The sequence below is a fragment of the Pseudescherichia sp. genome (assembly GCF_031987975.1).
In the GTDB taxonomy this organism is placed as follows: Bacteria; Pseudomonadota; Gammaproteobacteria; order Enterobacterales; family Enterobacteriaceae; genus Pseudescherichia.
Genome location: NZ_DALZYX010000010.1, coordinates 36,108 through 51,869 on the forward strand (window position 1 = coordinate 36,108; position 15,762 = coordinate 51,869).

Consider the following 15,762-nt stretch of genomic DNA (forward strand, 5'->3'; position numbering starts at 1 on the left):
TATGTCAGCCCCTTCGGGACGTGCTACATAAACCCTGGAATGACGCACAAACAGGTGCCTGCCGTCTCACTTCTGATCATAGCGTTGCTATTTCAGGCCCGGGGCGAAACGTCGAGTAAGGCACCGCCTATTCCATGATAATGCCGGGTTTTTACCCGGCTTTATTATTTTTAGCCTTTCCCCACGGCTCATCCTCAGCTAGCATTCCGTTAAATCCCTTCTGACGAGAACAACGCGTTGAAACGCTGGCCTGCATTTCCCCGCTCTCTGCGACAGCTTGTTATCATGGCGTTTTTGCTGGTTCTGCTGCCGCTGCTGGTGCTGGCCTGGCAGGCGTGGCAAAGCCTGAATACACTGAGTGCCCAGGCGGCGCGCACCAACCGTACCACGCTCATCGACGCCCGGCGCAGCGAGGCGATGACCAACGCGGCCCTGGAGATGGAGCGCAGCTACCGCCAGTACTGCGTACTGGACGATCCCACCCTGGCCCGGGTTTACCAAAGCCAGCGCAAACGCTACAGCGATATGCTGGATGCCCATGCTGACGTGCTGCCAGACGAGAAGCTCTATCAGGCGCTGCGGGAGGATCTCAACGCTCTGGCGCAGCTGCAGTGTCATAACAGCGGCCCCACGCAGGCGGCCTCTACCAGCCTTGAAGCCTTCGCCGCCGCCAATACTGAGATGGTACAAACTACCCGCAAAGTGGTGTTTACCCGTGGGCAGCAGCTTCAGCAGGAGATCGCCGCCCGCGGCCAGTTCTTTGGCTGGCAGGCGCTGCTGCTGTTTTTAGTCAGCCTCGTGCTGGTGCTGCTCTTTACCCGCATGATTATCGGCCCGGTGAAGGGCATTGAGCGGATGATCAACCGGCTGGGGGCAGGGCAGTCGCTCAACAGCCGGGTAGCCTTTAAAGGGCCACGCGAGCTGCGCTCCGTTGGCGAACGCATCATCTGGCTCAGCGAGCGTCTGGCGTGGCTGGAGTCCCAGCGCCATCAGTTTCTGCGTCATATCTCCCACGAGTTGAAAACCCCGTTGGCCAGCATGCGGGAAGGCACCGAGCTGCTGGCTGATGAAGTCGTGGGACCACTGACGGCGGAGCAAAAAGAGGTGGTGGATATTCTGGACGGCAGCAGCCGCAATCTGCAAAAGCTGATCGAGCAGCTGCTGGATTACAACCGCAAGCTCGCCGATGGGGCAGTGGAGCTGGAGATGGTCGCTATTGCGCCGCTGATCGAAACCGTGATCTCCGCTCATAGTTTACCGGCACGGGCTAAAATGATGCATACAGAGGTTTCGCTGAAGGCCGAAAGCTGCCTGGCGGAGCCGGTGCTGTTACTGAGCGTGCTGGACAATCTCTACTCTAACGCGGTGCACTATGGCACTGAATCCGGTACCATTCTTATTCGCAGCTATCCGCACGGCACGCGATTGCGGATAGACGTCGCCAATACCGGGACGCCGATCCCGCAGGCCGAGCGGGAGATGATTTTCGAGCCTTTTTACCAGGGAAGCCATCAGCGCAAGGGCGCGGTAAAAGGTAGCGGGCTGGGGCTGAGCATTGCCAGGGACTGCATTCTGCGCATGCAGGGTGAACTGCAGCTGGTCACCAGCGATGAATCGGGCGTCTGTTTTCGTATTGAGCTGCCGCTTGCTGGATCGGACAAAAGCTAATTGAATCTACATCAGGTAACTATGTCGCATATTTTGAGTCGCGTTGTGAAAATGATTTCGCAGCATTCCGCGTTGCCTGTCGGCTTGTCATGCCTGCTGCTGGCGGGCTGCGTACCGGATATTCCCGTTAAGACGGTGAATAAAGTTCAGGAAGAGAAGCTTCCTCAGCATCAGCTGGCCGATTTTCTCTCAACGCCCTGTGATAACGTCTGGTCGCTGACCGGACAGGCCGTTGAGTCCAATCCGCTCTACTGGCTGCGCGGCATGGACTGCGCGGAGCGCCTCTCGCCGGTAATGGCGCGCGCCGAGGCTAAGCGCTGGCCAGATGATACCTGGCAGGATACCTTCAAGCGCGGCATTCTGCTGGCCAATGCCAAAATCACGCCGATAGAGAGACGCGCTTTTACCGCGCGAATGGACACGCTCAGCCCACAGCTGCCGATGCAGGTTCGGACGCTGTTCCAGGTCTGGCGCGACGGCCAGGCGACGCAGCTTCAGCTGGCGGAGGAGCGCTCGCGCTATGCCAAGCTCCAGCAGTCCCGGGACAGCGATCTGGAGGCGTTACGCCAGCAGCAGCAGCATCTGCGCGAGGAGCTGGAGACCACCTCGCGTAAGCTGGAGAACTTAACCGATATTGAGCGGCGGCTCTCGACACGCAAACCTGGCGGGACGGAGATCCCCGACAGCACCCGCCCGGCGCAGCCGGATGCCCCACAGGAGGATATTAAGCCATGACGCCGCGTAAACCTGCCCATCTGCTGCTGGTGGATGACGATCCCGGTCTGCTGAAGCTGCTGGGCCTGCGCCTGACCAGCGAAGGCTATAGCGTAGTGACCGCCGAAAGCGGCCAGGAGGGGCTGCGCGTGCTGGCACGGGAGAAGGTCGATCTGGTGATCAGCGACCTGCGCATGGATGAGATGGACGGCATGCAGCTGTTTGCTGAGATCCAGCGCGTGCAGCCGGGCATGCCGGTGATTATCCTCACCGCCCACGGATCGATTCCCGACGCCGTGGCTGCCACCCAGCGGGGCGTGTTTGGCTTTCTCACCAAGCCGGTAGATAAAGACGCGCTCTATAAAGCCATCGACGATGCGCTGGAGCACGCCGCGCCCGCCAGCGATGAGACGTGGCGGGAGAATATTATCACCCGTAGCCCGGTCATGCTGCGCCTGCTGGAGCAGGCCCATATGGTGGCCCAGTCCGACGTGAGCGTGCTGATCAGCGGTCAGAGCGGGACCGGCAAGGAGATCCTCGCTCAGGCGATCCACAACGCCAGCCCACGCGGCAAAAAAGCCTTTATTGCCATCAACTGCGGCGCGCTGCCGGAGCAACTGCTGGAGTCCGAGCTGTTTGGCCACGCGCGTGGGGCGTTTACCGGCGCGGTCAGCAGCCGGGAAGGGCTGTTCCAGGCGGCGGAGGGCGGCACGCTGTTTCTCGATGAGATTGGCGATATGCCCATACCGCTGCAGGTCAAGCTGCTGCGCGTATTGCAGGAGCGCAAGGTGCGTCCACTGGGCAGCAATCGCGATATCGATATCGACGTACGGATCATCTCCGCCACCCACCGTGACCTGCCTAAAGCGATGGAGCGAGGCGAGTTCCGGGAAGATCTTTTCTATCGTCTGAACGTGGTGAGCCTGAAAATCCCGGCGCTGGTGGAGCGGGCGGAAGATATTCCGCTGCTGGCTAACCATCTGCTGCGCCTGGCGGCCAGTCGGCATAAGCCGTTTGTGCGAGCCTTCTCTACCGATGCCATGAAGCGCCTGATGACCGCCTCCTGGCCGGGTAACGTGCGCCAGCTGGTGAACGTTATCGAGCAATGCGTAGCACTCACCTCTTCGCCGGTAATCAGCGATGCGTTGGTAGAGCAGGCGTTGGAAGGTGAGAACACCGCGCTGCCGACCTTTGCCGACGCCCGGAACCAGTTTGAGCTTAACTATCTGCGCAAGCTGCTGCAGATCACCAAGGGCAACGTGACGCACGCGGCGCGCATGGCCGGACGTAACCGCACCGAGTTTTATAAGCTGCTCTCCCGCCACGAGCTGGACGCAAACGACTTTAAAGAGTAGGCCGCACACGCACGCGAAATATGGTAGTGTGAGCAATCGATTACGACGCTGCTGACAGGCAAAAGAATTAGGGGATCACCGTGAAAAAGATTGATGCGATTATTAAACCTTTCAAGCTGGATGATGTGCGTGAAGCGCTGGCTGAGGTCGGCATTACCGGGATGACCGTCACCGAAGTGAAAGGCTTTGGTCGCCAGAAGGGCCACACCGAGCTGTACCGTGGCGCGGAGTACATGGTGGACTTTCTGCCGAAGGTAAAAATTGAGATCGTGGTGACCGACGATATCGTCGATACCTGCGTAGAGACCATTATCCGCACGGCGCAGACCGGTAAAATCGGTGACGGTAAGATTTTCGTTTTCGACGTGGCGCGCGTAGTCCGTATCCGTACCGGCGAAGAGGACGACGCGGCTATCTAAATAGTCCGCAGGCTTACCCCAGCCCCCATGCGCGGGCCGGGGTAAGCGAGATCTTACAGAACCAATATTTACCAGGCTTTTCGCGGAAAGCTCCTTCCTTTTAGGCAGGGGATGCAGAGCGAAGCACCCGACAGGGTGCTAATGAGGGCGGTTCTGATCCTCAATGTATTTCTTAATCACTTCGGGGGGAGCACCGCCCACACTGCCAGCGAAATAAGACGGTGACCAGAGTGCGTCTGACTTCCACGCGGGCTGGTGTAATTCAGGATGATGCAATTTCATCTTGCGACTGCTAACCCCTTTCAGGCTGTTAACCAGCTTGCTGATCGCCACTTTCGGCGGGAAGTTAAGCAGCATATGGACGTGATCCGACTCCCCGTTAAACTCCACAACTTCGCATTCGAATTGCTGGCATACGTTGCGGATAATCCTTTTCAGCGTTTCCAGTTGCGCGGCGTTAAAGACTTTGCTCCGATACTTAGTGATAAAGATTAAATGACAGTGCAGCACAAAGGCACAGCTACGCCCATTCAGATAAGTTAATTCCATATAAAAACCTTGAAAAATTGACTTTATTAGTTTATTGTAGCGAGAAATGAGCATCCAGCCCAAAACATTATCAGTCAGAATTAAAGACAAACACGCCGCCGTTTTGCGGCAAATGGCTTTTGAGGTCAATCAGGTCTTTAATCTGGCAAACGAGATAACCAGCGCTGCATATAGCAACGCTGGCGCATCTGGAGCGCAGGTTCCAAAGTGGCTAACCGCGTATGATGTTCAAAAGCAGACCGCCGGACTCCGCAAGGAAAAGGGCTATCTGATCAACAGCGCCAGCATTCAGGAAGTGATCGCCGTACACGGCAAAGCCCGCAAGCAGTTTAAGCGGTCAAAACTTCGCTGGCGTATCAATGGCGGCGCTCGCCGTTCGCTGGGCTGGATCCCCTTTAAGGTAGGTTTTGCGAAGTGGCATAACGGCAGCGTTAAATTCGCGGGCAGGCTGTTTAAGGTCTGGGATAGCTACGGCCTGAGTGGCTACAAATTCCGCGCGGGCAGCTTTTCCGAAGACAGCCGGGGGCGCTGGTATTTCAACGTAGCCGTAGACTTTGAAGAACAGCCGACGCAAGGCACGCGCGCGGTAGGCATCGACCTGGGGTTAAAAGATATTGCCACCACGTCAGACGGCGAAAAGCTGGCGGCGGGGCGGTTCTATCGTGATCTGGAATCATCGTTAGGCAGGGCACAACGGGCGAACAAGAAACGCCGTGTAAAGGCTATCCACGCCAAAATTAAAAACCGCCGCAAAGACGCTTTGCACAAATTCAGTACGGCAATTGTGAAAGCGAATGCGGCAATATTCGTAGGCGACGTGAGCGCCGGCAAGCTAATCAGAACAAAGATGGCTAAGAGCGTTCTGGACGCTGGCTGGTCTATGCTCAAAACACAACTGGAATATAAAGCGATTGCGCGATCAGCCGTGTTTCAGGTAGTCAACGAATCCTATTCCACCCAGGCTTGTTCGTGTTGCGGGGCGCTATCCCCCAACAGTCCGAAAGGTAGAGCAGGCCTGCGAATAAGAGTATGGACTTGTAGCGAGTGCGGAACGCTACATGATCGCGATGTGAACGCGTCAAAGAATATACTCGCGGCAGGGCATTGCCGTCTGGCTGTAGGAATCCCCGCCCTTTAGGACGGGGAGGATGTCAAAGAACCTTGTGCGGACCAAAGCACTCGTAGTGGATGCGATCGGCATCAACCCCAAGCGCAATCAGCTGTTTCGCCGCGAACTGCATAAAGGCGACCGGGCCGCAGAGATAGCACTGCATCCTCGGATCGCTAAACGCACCCTCCAGCTTGCTTAAATCCATCAGCCCTTCGCTATTAAAGCGCGCTGCGCTACGATCTGCCTCAGTCGGAATACGGTACCAGGTATGTGCCTGGAAGCGCGGCAGCTTGCTGCCCAGCACGGCAACTTCATCCTCAAAGGCGTGTACCTCGCCGCTCTCTGCCGCATGGAACCAGTTCACCTGGCCCGCATGCTGTGCGCTGGCGAGAGTATCCAGCATCGCCAGCATGGGGGTCTGACCTACGCCGGCGGAGATCAGCGTCACCGGCGCTTGCGGAGCGACATCAAGGAAGAAGTCGCCCGCCGGAGAAGCCAGCTGCACCACGTCGCCCACGCGGGCTTCATCGTGCAGCCAGTTGGAAACCTGACCGCCTTGCTCACGCTTCACGGCGATGCGATACCCTTTACCATCCGGCTTACGGGTCAGAGAGTACTGGCGGATCTCCTGGTGCGGGAAACCTTCCGGCTTCAGCCAGACGGCGAGGTACTGGCCCGGACGGTATTCGGCTACCGGCTGGCCGTCGACCGGCTCAAATTCGATGCTGGTGATCAGCGCGCTGCGCGGCGTTTTAGCCACGATGCGGAAGGCGCGGGTGCCTTCCCAGCCGCCGGGCTGTGTAGCGTGGGCTTCATACAGCTCGGCTTCGCGGTTAATGAACACGCCCGCCAGCACGCCGTAAGCTTTACCCCATGCCTCCAGCACCTCCTGGCCCGGGCTGTAAAGCTCATCAAGGGTCGCCAGCAGATGTTCACCGACAATGTTGTACTGATCGGGCTTGATTTGGAAGCTGGTGTGCTTCTGGGCGATCTTCTCCACCGCAGGCAGCAGCGCCGGAAGGTTCTCAAGATTGCTGGCATAGGCGGCAATGGCGTTAAACAGCGCTTCACGCTGATCGCCGTTGCGCTGGTTGCTCATGTTGAAAATCTCTTTCAGCTCGGGGTTATGCTTAAACATACGGTCATAGAAGTGCGCCGTCAGTTTCGGGCCGGTTTCGACAAGCAGAGGAATGGTAGATTTTACGGTTGCGATGGTTTGAGCGTCGAGCATTGTCTTTTCCTTAGTGACGATCTCTATAAGGTGTATTTTAAATGCATCTTATAAAAGTTCCCCTGTTTTGTAAATGGTTAATAGCGTATTTCCGCTGCGTTGAAATGTCATGAAAAATTTGCACGATAAACCTGAAAAGAAATCGTGATTCTGGAGGCGGGTTCTTGCAAGACAAACCCTTGCGCCACGCGGAGCCAATCGTTTGCGTAAAAACGCATGTCAAGACCTGTTATCAGAAAATGGATCGGTTATACTGGTCGCCGTTGCCCTGAGGGCCATTGAAAATTACCGTTAGCTGAGTCAGGAGATGCGGATGTTAAAGCGTGAAATGAACATTGCCGATTATGATGCCGAACTGTGGCAGGCGATGGAGCAAGAGAAAGTACGTCAGGAAGAGCACATTGAGCTGATCGCCTCCGAAAACTACACCAGCCCGCGCGTTATGCAGGCTCAGGGTTCTCAGCTGACCAACAAATATGCCGAAGGCTACCCGGGCAAGCGCTACTACGGCGGCTGCGAATACGTTGACGTGGTTGAGCAGCTGGCTATCGACCGTGCAAAAGAGCTGTTTGGCGCAGACTACGCTAACGTGCAGCCGCACTCCGGCTCTCAGGCTAACTTTGCAGTCTACACCACGCTGCTCTCTCCGGGCGATACCGTGCTGGGGATGAACCTGGCCCACGGCGGCCACCTGACCCACGGCTCCCCGGTTAACTTCTCCGGCAAGCTCTATAACATCGTACCTTACGGTATCGATGAGTCCGGCAAAATCGATTACGAAGACCTCGCTAAGCAGGCGGAGACCCACAAGCCGAAGATGATCATCGGCGGTTTCTCGGCATACTCTGGCGTGGTTGACTGGGCAAAAATGCGCGAAATCGCTGACAGCATCGGCGCATACCTGTTCGTTGACATGGCGCACGTTGCAGGCCTGATCGCCGCTGGCGTCTACCCGAACCCGGTTCCGCATGCCCACGTTGTGACCACCACCACCCACAAAACCCTGGCGGGTCCGCGTGGCGGCCTGATCCTGGCGAAGGGCGGTAGCGAAGAGCTGTACAAGAAGCTGAACTCCGCTGTCTTCCCAGGCGCACAGGGCGGCCCGCTGATGCACGTTATCGCGGGTAAAGCGGTTGCGCTGAAAGAGGCGATGGAGCCTGCGTTCAAAACCTACCAGCAGCAGGTCGCGAAAAACGCCAAAGCGATGGTAGAGGTGTTCCTGAGCCGCGGTTACAACGTGGTCTCCGGCGGCACCGAGAACCACCTGTTCCTGCTGGATCTGGTAGACAAAAACCTGACCGGTAAAGAAGCTGACGCCGCCCTGGGCCGCGCCAACATCACCGTTAACAAAAACAGCGTACCAAACGATCCGAAAAGCCCGTTTGTGACCTCCGGTATCCGTATCGGTACCCCGGCAGTGACCCGTCGCGGCTTCAAAGAGGAAGAGGTGAAGGCGCTGGCAGGCTGGATGTGTGACGTGCTGGACAGCATCAATGACGAAGCGGTCATTGAAAGCACCAAACAGAAAGTACTGGATATCTGCGCCCGCTTCCCGGTTTACGCATAATCCTTGCTGGATGTAAAAAAGGCCGCATTAGCGGCCTTTTTTATTAATTACCGCTCGCTGCGCAGCGTAACGCCCACGTCGCCGCCGGGATGTACCGCCAGCAGGCTCTCTTTCGAATAGCCGCTCTCGCTCATCAGGCAGGCGCAGGCGGCATCGAAAATCGCCAGCGCCAGCACGATAGAGGTGGTTGCCAGCATGTTCAGCGGATCGATCTCGCGCTGTACGCCGGTGGAGATCACCAGCCGGGAGGCGCGAGCAATCGCAGAGTCGGCATTCTCGGTCACGCTGACCAGCGGCACGCTGCGGGCCGCAAGTCCAGGCAGCAGTCGCGTCAGCTCGTCGGAGTTCCCTCCGCGCGAGAGCATGATCATCAGATCGTCAGCGCGTAAAAAGCCCAGATCGCCGTGCGCCGCGTCGGTGGCGTTCAGGTAGATCGCCGGACGCTCGACGCAGGCCAGCATGTGGGCAATTTTACGCGCCGCAATGCCGGAGGTGCCGACACCCGTCACGACTATCTTGCCTTTGCAGCCGCGCAGCTCGGCCAGCAGCGCCTCCCACTGCGCCTCACTCAGATGCTGACCAAGCCCGGCCAGCGCTTCGCTATAGATACCCCAGGCGGCGGTTGCCTGCTGCCACGATTGACTCATGCTCCCTCCTGCATCAGCTGACGGTACTTCATGTGATCCAGGTACATCTCATGGAACACCTTGTACTTGCGGTCATAGTACTGCTTGATTTTGTTGGTCTGCGGCGTCACGGTCTTACCGATCCGGCTCATAGCTGACATCGCCTCCGGGAAGGTCTCAAAAACGCCCGCGGCAAGGGTGCCCATCATTGCGCCACCGAGTAGCATCGCTTCGCTCTCCTCCGGCAGCAGCATTGCGCAGCCGGTGGCGTTAGCGTGCTCCTGCACGAAGATTGGGTTTTTGGTGCCGCCGCCGCTGGCCATAATGGTGTCGATGGTATAGCCAGTTTGGTTCATGGTCTCGATAATATGCCGGGTACCGAGGGCGATCGCCTGGATGGTCGCCAGGTATTGCAGAGCCATATCCTCCGGCGTACGGGAGAGTTTCAGGCCGCTAATGACGCCGGTTAAGGTCGGATTGGCCCGTGGCGAGCGGTTGCCGTGGAAGTAGGGCAGGATGTGGATATCGCGGGTCAGGAAAGCGATATTTTCCGGCTCACCGGCCATCTTGCGCAGCAGGGCATTAAGCACTTCATAGATGGTCTGCCCCTGGGTTTTCGCCTGCGCCAGCAGGGTTTCATAGCAGGGGTGGGACTGAATGATATGGTCGATCAGCGCCCCGGTGGCCGATTGACCGCCTTCGTTAAGCCAGTAGTCCGGCAGCACCGCCGAGTAGTAGGGTCCCCAAACGCCGCCGATAAAGCGCGGCTGCTGAGAGATCGCCATATGGCCCGTCGAGGTACCACCAATCAGCGCGATGCGGCGATCGAAATCAGCGACTTCGCCAGAGACGCCGCTTGCCCCGAGGGTGCCGAGGGTGCCCGCATGGGCATCGATAATCGACACGCTCACCGCCGTGCCGGGGATCAGCCCCATCTCGCTGGCGGCGCGCTGGGTCAGGCCGTGACCGAGCGGTTCGCCCATGGTTTTGACGTAGCGGCCAATTTTCTCCGCGTCGTGCTCAAGGAGATCCTCCAGCCCAATCTGCCGGAAGTAGCTCCCATCCCACTTATCCTCGTGGCCCATGTAGGTCCATTTGCAGACGGTGGAGCAGAGCGAGCGCGTGTCGTCATCCGTGGCGCGCCAGGTGAGGAAGTCCGGCAGATCAAAATAGTAGCCCGCGTTCGCCCAGGTGTTCGGCATGTGCTGCTTCAGCCATAGCAGCTTCGGGGTCTGCATCTCCGGGGAGATGATCCCACCGACGTAGTCCAGCACCCGGTGGTGCAGGGCGTTAATGCGGTCGGCCTGGGTAATCGCCCGGTGATCCATCCAGACGATAATGTTCTGCTCGCTGCGCCCCGAGGGGCTGATGGTCAGCGGCTTGCCCTCTTTATCCAGCACCACCAGCGAGCAGGTGGCGTCAAAGCCCAGCCCCTTAACCTGAATCGGATTGATGTCCGCCTGGTTGACCGCATCGCGCACCGCATTGCACACCATCTGCCAGATATTGTCGGAGGACTGCTCAACGAAATCAGCCTGCGGACGATACATTTCAATGGCCCGGCTGGCCTGACTGACCATTCTGCCGTTAAGATCAAACACGCCCGCCCGGGCGCTCCCTGTCCCTACATCCACACCAATGAAGTAACTCGCCATAATTTGTTCTCCTGAAATCAGGCTTTACGATTCTGTAATGCGATAAAGAGGATCAGCACCGCGCCCCACAGCGCCATCGTCAGATAGCTACTGATCCCCAGCAGGTTAAAGCCACTTTCCAGCATCTGTAGCACGATGAGGGCCAGCACCAGGCCGACGATGCGGCCAAATCCGCCGTCGGGGTTGATGCCGCCGAGCACGGAGGCAAGAATGGTCACCAGCAGATAGGATTCACCGTAGCCGGCCTTCGCCGAGTTAAATTTTGCCATCATCAAAATGGCGGCGGCCCAGCCGAGCAGGGCGGAGATGACATACACCGCAATCTGCACGCGCACGGTATTCACGCCGCTGTAGCGCGTGGCCTGCTCGTTGGATCCAACCAGGTAGAGGCTGCGCCCGAGAGTGGTGTGCTCCAGCAGCACCCACAGCAGCACCGCCACGCCTAAAAAGAGCAGCAGCGCCACGGGGATGCCCACCACGGTGGCATTACCCAGGAACTGGATCGCCGCAGGGAAGCCGGAGATCACTGTCCCGTTAGAGAGCAGAATATTGAGACCGGAGATCAGCGTCATGGTGCCGAGCGTGGCGAGGATAGGTGATACCCCCACCCAGGCGATCAGCGCCCCGTTCAGCGTGCCGATCGCTACCGCGACCGCTGCCCCGGCCAGCAGGGCCAGCGCCAGAAACAGCGGACTGTCCGGATGGCTGACGATCACCGCCGCCATCACCAGCGAGCAGGCGTTGGCCCCGGCGATAATTGACAGGTTGATGCCGCCGGTAAGCATGGTGATGCCCATCCCCAGCGCCAGCATGCCAAGGATCGGCAGTTGGGAGCTGATGGACTGGAAGTTAGCGGCGCTGAAGAAGCGGCTGCCGAGCAGCGCCGAGAAGACCACGGCGACGACGATAATAATCACGCACTGCAGGCGGATGATGGCATCACCGGGTAGAAGTCGTGCGATGGCTTTCATTTCAAAGCTCCCTTGCAAGTTTGCGTTTTTCATTCCAGGCCGTGGCGCTGATGCTGACCAGGATAATGATGCCGCTGAATACGGTGTGCCAGTAAGAGGAGACGCTCAGCAGCGTCAGGCCGTTCTGCAAAAAGGCCAGCAGGACGACCCCCAGCAGCGTGCCGGTTAAGGTTCCGCGTCCACCGCTCATGCTGGTGCCGCCCAGCACCACTGCCGCCAGCACCGTCAGCTCAAAGCCGAGCAGTGAGTTGGGGGCAACGGACTGGGTGATCTGCGCCTGCACCACGGCGGCGATCCCGGCAAGAATGCCCATATAGCCGTAGACGTAGAAGTGCAGCTTCACCAGATTTAGCCCCAGGCGTGAGGCCGCGTCGCGGTTGCCGCCCATGGCGTAGATCTGGCGGCCGAGGCGGGTAAAGTTCATCAGTACGGCGGTGAAGATAATGACCGCCGCCAGGCAGAGCAGGGGCAGGGTAAGACCGTAGTCATAGCCGTCGGCGGCGGTGAACGACAGCCAGTTGATGCCGTTCATGAACCAGTCCGGGAAGCCGTACAGCCAGGTGCCTTTGGTTGCGTATACCAGCAGGCCATAGTAGACGTTGAGCGTGGCGATGGTGATGATGATCGCCGGAACCCGCAGCCAGTAGACCAGGAACCCATTGATCAGCCCGAGCAGCAGCCCGACGACCATAGCCAGCACCAGCGCCAGGGCAAAGTTGCCGCCGTAGGCAATGACCCAGCTTGCCATGGCATACTGGGCAATGGCGGTCATGGCCGGGAATGAAATATCGATCCCACCGGAGATCAGCACTACGAACAGGCCGCAGGCGAGGATCCCGAGAATGGCGTAGCTGGTGGCGACGTCCGTCAGGTTGCCCAGCGAGAAAAACTCGTCGGTGCTGACGCTCAGCCCGACCGCCAGCGCTACGACCAGCAGTCCAAGCCAGAACTCATGTTGCCCGATCAGGCGGGAAAGTCTGTTATTCATGGATCACCTCGACCACTTCAGCAATCTCCTGTTCAGTACAGCGATGTGGATTAAACTCCGCGACCAGCTTGCCGCGACGCATGACCAGCACGCGGTGACTGTTATAATAGGCTTCCGGGATCTCATCGCAGATCATCAGCACCGCCATCCCCTGTTCCGCCAGATCGCGGGCGATCTGGTAGATCCCCTCTTTATTAGCGATATCCACCCCGACGGTGGGCGAGTCGAGAATAAGGATGCGCGGATCGGTCGCCACCCATTTCGCGATAGCGATCCGCTGGGCGTTCCCGCCGGAGAGGGTTTTCACCGGCAGGTGCGGATCGGAGACTTTAATATTCAGGTTGCGGATCAGATCGGCCACCAGTTTTTTCGCCTTGCCGTGATCCAGCATGCCGCTACGGGTATGCAGCTTGTCGTACACCGTGACGATGGTGTTGTCGTAGATCGACTGCTCCATGATCAATCCCTGGGTTAGGCGATCCTCTGAGACGTAGCCGATCCCGTGCTTAATGGCGTCATGGTTATTGCGCAGGGTGACCGGCTTGCCGTTAATGCGCATCTCCCCGCTCTCCGGGTGGGTCATGCCAAACAGGCTCAGGCACAGCTCGGTACGCCCGGCACCCAGCAGACCGACGATAGAGACAATCTCGCCGCTGCGCAGCGACAGGTTGATGTTCTGGTATTTTCCCCGGCGGCTTAAGTTGCGCAGCTCCAGCATCGGCTCCTGATCGGCGGAGGGTTTTTCCGGCAGCGGACTGTAGTGGAAGCGCTGGCCGGTCATCAGGAACGCCAGCTCATGGCTGTCGAGCTGGCTTGCCGGGTAGGTACCCACCAGCTTGCCGTCACGCATGACGCTGATGCGATCCGCCACCTCCATCACTTCATCGAGACGGTGGCTAACGAATACCACGCAGATGCCAGCGGCTTTCAGTTCGTTGACCACTCGCAGCAGGCCGTTAACCTCCTGGCGGGTGAGGGAGGCGGTTGGCTCATCCATAATCACCAGCCGGGCGTCTGCGGCGATAGCACGACAAATCGCCACCAGTTGGCGGTCGGCAATGGAGAGTTTTTCTACTTTTTTGTCTGGGTCGATGCTTACGCCGATACGCTGCATCGCGGCCAGCGCCTGCTTGCGCATTGCGCCGCGCCGGACCCAGATATCACCCCCAGGCAGATAGCGGTTAACGGCGATGTTTTCCGCCACGCTGAAGTTGGGAAACAGGGAGAGATCCTGGTAGATCACCTGAATGCCATAGTGGGAAGAGAGCTGTGGGGTCAGGTGATGGAACAGCTTGCCGTCGAGCTGGATCTGCGCCCCTTTTTCCGGATGATAGACGCCGGAGATCACTTTAATAATGGTGCTTTTACCGCAGCCGTTCTGCCCGGCCAGACAGTGAACTTCGCCTTTTTTTAGCGTCAGGTTCACGTTATCCAGCGCCAGCACGCCCGGGAATTGCTTGCTGATATTCTCAAGAGTGATAAATGCGGTGGTGTCGGCCATGGACAATACCCCTGCGAGCGCCCGTTCGGGCGCTTAAGTCATTCTGTACGAGTGTGCCGGCCAGACGGCCGGCGTTGAGGTTCCCTGGTGTAGGCGGAGAGCCTTAGAAACCGAGCGACTGTGCGTTATCTTTGGTGACTTCGAGGATCTTATTAAAGCGGATCACTTTCTTCTCCATGTCGACGTCGGCTTTCCCTAAACCGTCAATGGTCAGATCGGACGTCACTTCTTTACCCTTCAGCAGCTGGTCGGCAACGGTCACCAGCGCATAGCCCGCATCTTTTGGATCCCACAGCAGCGCTTTTTTGATATCGCCGCGCATCAGGTAAGGTGCCGCCTGGGCTGGCATGGCAATACCCACCACGGCCACTTTCTCTTTCGCCCGTTTCTTCTGCACCGCCTGGCCAGCACCGATAGGGCCGAGGGAGCCAAAGCCGATCACCCCTTTCATTTGCGGATAGGTTTTCATCAGGTCCAGCGTCGTGGAGTAGGACTTATCGATGCTCTCCGCCACCGGCAGGCGCGACGTTACCTCAAACATGTCCGGGTATTTCTCTTTCTGGTATTTAATGGCGTAATCGGCCCAGGCGTTGTGCAGCGGCACCGTCAGGGAACCGACGTAGATGGCATACCCACCTTTGCCGCCCATATCTTTCGCCAGCTCGTCAACGTTAGCCTGGGCGTACTTCTCGCTGTCAATGGTTTCGATATCCCACTGGCCGATCTGCTGATCCGGCGACTCATGGGTCAGCACCACGATGCCCTTATCGCGCGCTTTTTTCAGTACCGGCTCCAGCACTTTAGCGTCGTTCGGCACCACGATGATGGCGTTAACGTTTTTGGCGATCAGATCCTCAATCACCTTCACCTGCTGAGCCGGGTCCGGCGTAGAGGGACCGGTCTGATAGGCGTTGACGTCGAGCTTTTTCGCTGCCTCGTTGACGCCGGTTTCCATACGGTTAAACCACGGAATGCCGGTCACCTTAGCGACCACGGCAATTTCATATTTCTCCGCTGCAACCGAGGTACCGGACACCATGCATGCAGAAACCAGAGCTGCGCTGAGTAATGCGAGTTTGAATTTCATAGTTATACCTTTTGTAGGGACCGAGGCATGTCACGGAGAGAAGATTAGCAATGAAGGGAAGGGGAAACGTATCGCAAAATTTTTAAATGTGACCAGTGCCCATTAATGTAAATTTATGGATAAATTTAGGTTAACATTAAGTTAAATATCAATAATGTCATTATGTTATAAAAGGCTATTTATGTTAAAAATTGATTATTTTATAACTAAAACTTAACAATTTATTATCATTTGGCTTATGTAAGGCCTGGGTTTTCGCTGTTTTAGCCCCTTTTATAGCTCATCAAGTTGCAGATATGTGAGCTGAACCGTGACAAGCA

The 15,762-nt window shown here is 57.7% G+C and carries 14 protein-coding genes; 6 read left to right on the forward strand and 8 right to left on the reverse strand.

The genetic code is table 11. The features are described from left to right. The first annotated feature begins 237 nt into the window (after positions 1–237). The 4 genes from qseE (at position 238) to glnB (ending at position 4,156) form a co-directional block, all read left to right on the forward strand. Complete coding sequence (gene qseE / locus RTN40_RS17445) at positions 238–1,668, forward strand: two component system sensor histidine kinase QseE/GlrK (protein WP_312229572.1); 1,431 nt, start codon at positions 238–240, stop codon at positions 1,666–1,668. Further along, positions 1,669–2,403: a two-component system QseEF-associated lipoprotein QseG gene (qseG, locus tag RTN40_RS17450; protein WP_312229573.1), complete on the forward strand. Its 735-nt coding sequence runs from the start codon at positions 1,669–1,671 to the stop codon at positions 2,401–2,403. Further along, positions 2,400–3,737 carry a two-component system response regulator GlrR gene (gene glrR / locus RTN40_RS17455; RefSeq protein ID WP_312229574.1) on the forward strand — a complete coding sequence of 446 codons (1,338 nt, stop codon included), beginning with the start codon at positions 2,400–2,402 and terminating at the stop codon, positions 3,735–3,737. The genes qseG and glrR overlap by 4 nt, the downstream gene beginning before the upstream one ends. Positions 3,738–3,817: 80 nt before the next feature. After that, positions 3,818–4,156, forward strand: coding sequence for a nitrogen regulatory protein P-II (glnB, locus tag RTN40_RS17460; RefSeq protein ID WP_312229575.1), 339 nt, complete (start codon positions 3,818–3,820; stop codon positions 4,154–4,156). Between the two features lie 138 nt (positions 4,157–4,294). Here glnB and tnpA read toward each other — a convergent pair whose 3' ends face one another. Then, positions 4,295–4,705 (reverse strand): IS200/IS605 family transposase, encoded by a 411-nt coding sequence (gene tnpA / locus RTN40_RS17465; RefSeq protein WP_312229576.1) that lies wholly within the window; start codon positions 4,703–4,705, stop codon positions 4,295–4,297. A 46-nt stretch (positions 4,706–4,751) separates the two neighbouring features. Between tnpA and RTN40_RS17470 the strand changes: the two genes are divergently transcribed. Then, positions 4,752–5,843 carry a transposase gene (locus tag RTN40_RS17470; protein WP_312229577.1) on the forward strand — a complete coding sequence of 364 codons (1,092 nt, stop codon included), beginning with the start codon at positions 4,752–4,754 and terminating at the stop codon, positions 5,841–5,843. A gap of 13 nt (positions 5,844–5,856) precedes the next feature. Here the strand turns inward: RTN40_RS17470 and hmpA are convergent, their stop codons facing one another. Further along, positions 5,857–7,047, reverse strand: coding sequence for an NO-inducible flavohemoprotein (gene hmpA / locus RTN40_RS17475; protein ID WP_312229578.1), 1,191 nt, complete (start codon positions 7,045–7,047; stop codon positions 5,857–5,859). Between the two features lie 313 nt (positions 7,048–7,360). Here hmpA and glyA point away from each other — a divergent pair, with 313 nt between their 5' ends. Further along, positions 7,361–8,614 (forward strand): serine hydroxymethyltransferase, encoded by a 1,254-nt coding sequence (gene glyA / locus RTN40_RS17480; protein WP_312229579.1) that lies wholly within the window; start codon positions 7,361–7,363, stop codon positions 8,612–8,614. Between the two features lie 47 nt (positions 8,615–8,661). Here glyA and RTN40_RS17485 read toward each other — a convergent pair whose 3' ends face one another. From RTN40_RS17485 to RTN40_RS17510, 6 genes are all read right to left on the reverse strand, one after another. Further along, on the reverse strand, positions 8,662–9,261 hold the full coding sequence (locus tag RTN40_RS17485; RefSeq protein ID WP_312229580.1) for an SIS domain-containing protein: 600 nt from the start codon (positions 9,259–9,261) through the stop codon (positions 8,662–8,664). Then, on the reverse strand, positions 9,258–10,895 hold the full coding sequence (locus RTN40_RS17490) for an FGGY-family carbohydrate kinase (protein ID WP_312229581.1): 1,638 nt from the start codon (positions 10,893–10,895) through the stop codon (positions 9,258–9,260). Before RTN40_RS17490 ends, RTN40_RS17485 begins: the two co-directional genes overlap by 4 nt. A gap of 17 nt (positions 10,896–10,912) precedes the next feature. Continuing rightward, positions 10,913–11,866, reverse strand: a complete 954-nt coding sequence (locus RTN40_RS17495) for an ABC transporter permease (protein ID WP_312229582.1) — start codon at positions 11,864–11,866, stop codon at positions 10,913–10,915. Position 11,867: 1 nt separating this feature from the next. Next, complete coding sequence (locus tag RTN40_RS17500) at positions 11,868–12,854, reverse strand: ABC transporter permease (RefSeq protein WP_312229583.1); 987 nt, start codon at positions 12,852–12,854, stop codon at positions 11,868–11,870. Beyond that, a complete protein-coding gene (locus RTN40_RS17505) occupies positions 12,847–14,355 on the reverse strand; it encodes a sugar ABC transporter ATP-binding protein (RefSeq protein ID WP_312229584.1) in 1,509 nt (502 codons plus the stop codon). The genes RTN40_RS17500 and RTN40_RS17505 overlap by 8 nt, the downstream gene beginning before the upstream one ends. 103 nt (positions 14,356–14,458) lie before the next feature. Then, entirely contained in the window at positions 14,459–15,442 is a 984-nt protein-coding gene (locus RTN40_RS17510) for an autoinducer 2 ABC transporter substrate-binding protein (RefSeq protein ID WP_312212734.1), read from the reverse strand. Positions 15,443–15,762: the final 320 nt, after the last annotated feature.

Bases quoted from the DNA above. Each gene is read 5' to 3' on its own strand.
- glrR (WP_312229574.1), top strand. From the start codon at position 2,400: ATGACGCCGCGTAAACCTGCCCATCTGCTGCTGGTGGATGACGATCCC.
- tnpA (WP_312229576.1), bottom strand. From the start codon at position 4,705: ATGGAATTAACTTATCTGAATGGGCGTAGCTGTGCCTTTGTGCTGCAC.
- RTN40_RS17470 (WP_312229577.1), top strand. From the start codon at position 4,752: ATGAGCATCCAGCCCAAAACATTATCAGTCAGAATTAAAGACAAACAC.
- hmpA (WP_312229578.1), bottom strand. From the start codon at position 7,047: ATGCTCGACGCTCAAACCATCGCAACCGTAAAATCTACCATTCCTCTG.
- glyA (WP_312229579.1), top strand. From the start codon at position 7,361: ATGTTAAAGCGTGAAATGAACATTGCCGATTATGATGCCGAACTGTGG.
- RTN40_RS17485 (WP_312229580.1), bottom strand. From the start codon at position 9,261: ATGAGTCAATCGTGGCAGCAGGCAACCGCCGCCTGGGGTATCTATAGC.
- RTN40_RS17490 (WP_312229581.1), bottom strand. From the start codon at position 10,895: ATGGCGAGTTACTTCATTGGTGTGGATGTAGGGACAGGGAGCGCCCGG.
- RTN40_RS17495 (WP_312229582.1), bottom strand. From the start codon at position 11,866: ATGAAAGCCATCGCACGACTTCTACCCGGTGATGCCATCATCCGCCTG.
- RTN40_RS17500 (WP_312229583.1), bottom strand. From the start codon at position 12,854: ATGAATAACAGACTTTCCCGCCTGATCGGGCAACATGAGTTCTGGCTT.
- RTN40_RS17505 (WP_312229584.1), bottom strand. From the start codon at position 14,355: ATGGCCGACACCACCGCATTTATCACTCTTGAGAATATCAGCAAGCAA.
- RTN40_RS17510 (WP_312212734.1), bottom strand. From the start codon at position 15,442: ATGAAATTCAAACTCGCATTACTCAGCGCAGCTCTGGTTTCTGCATGC.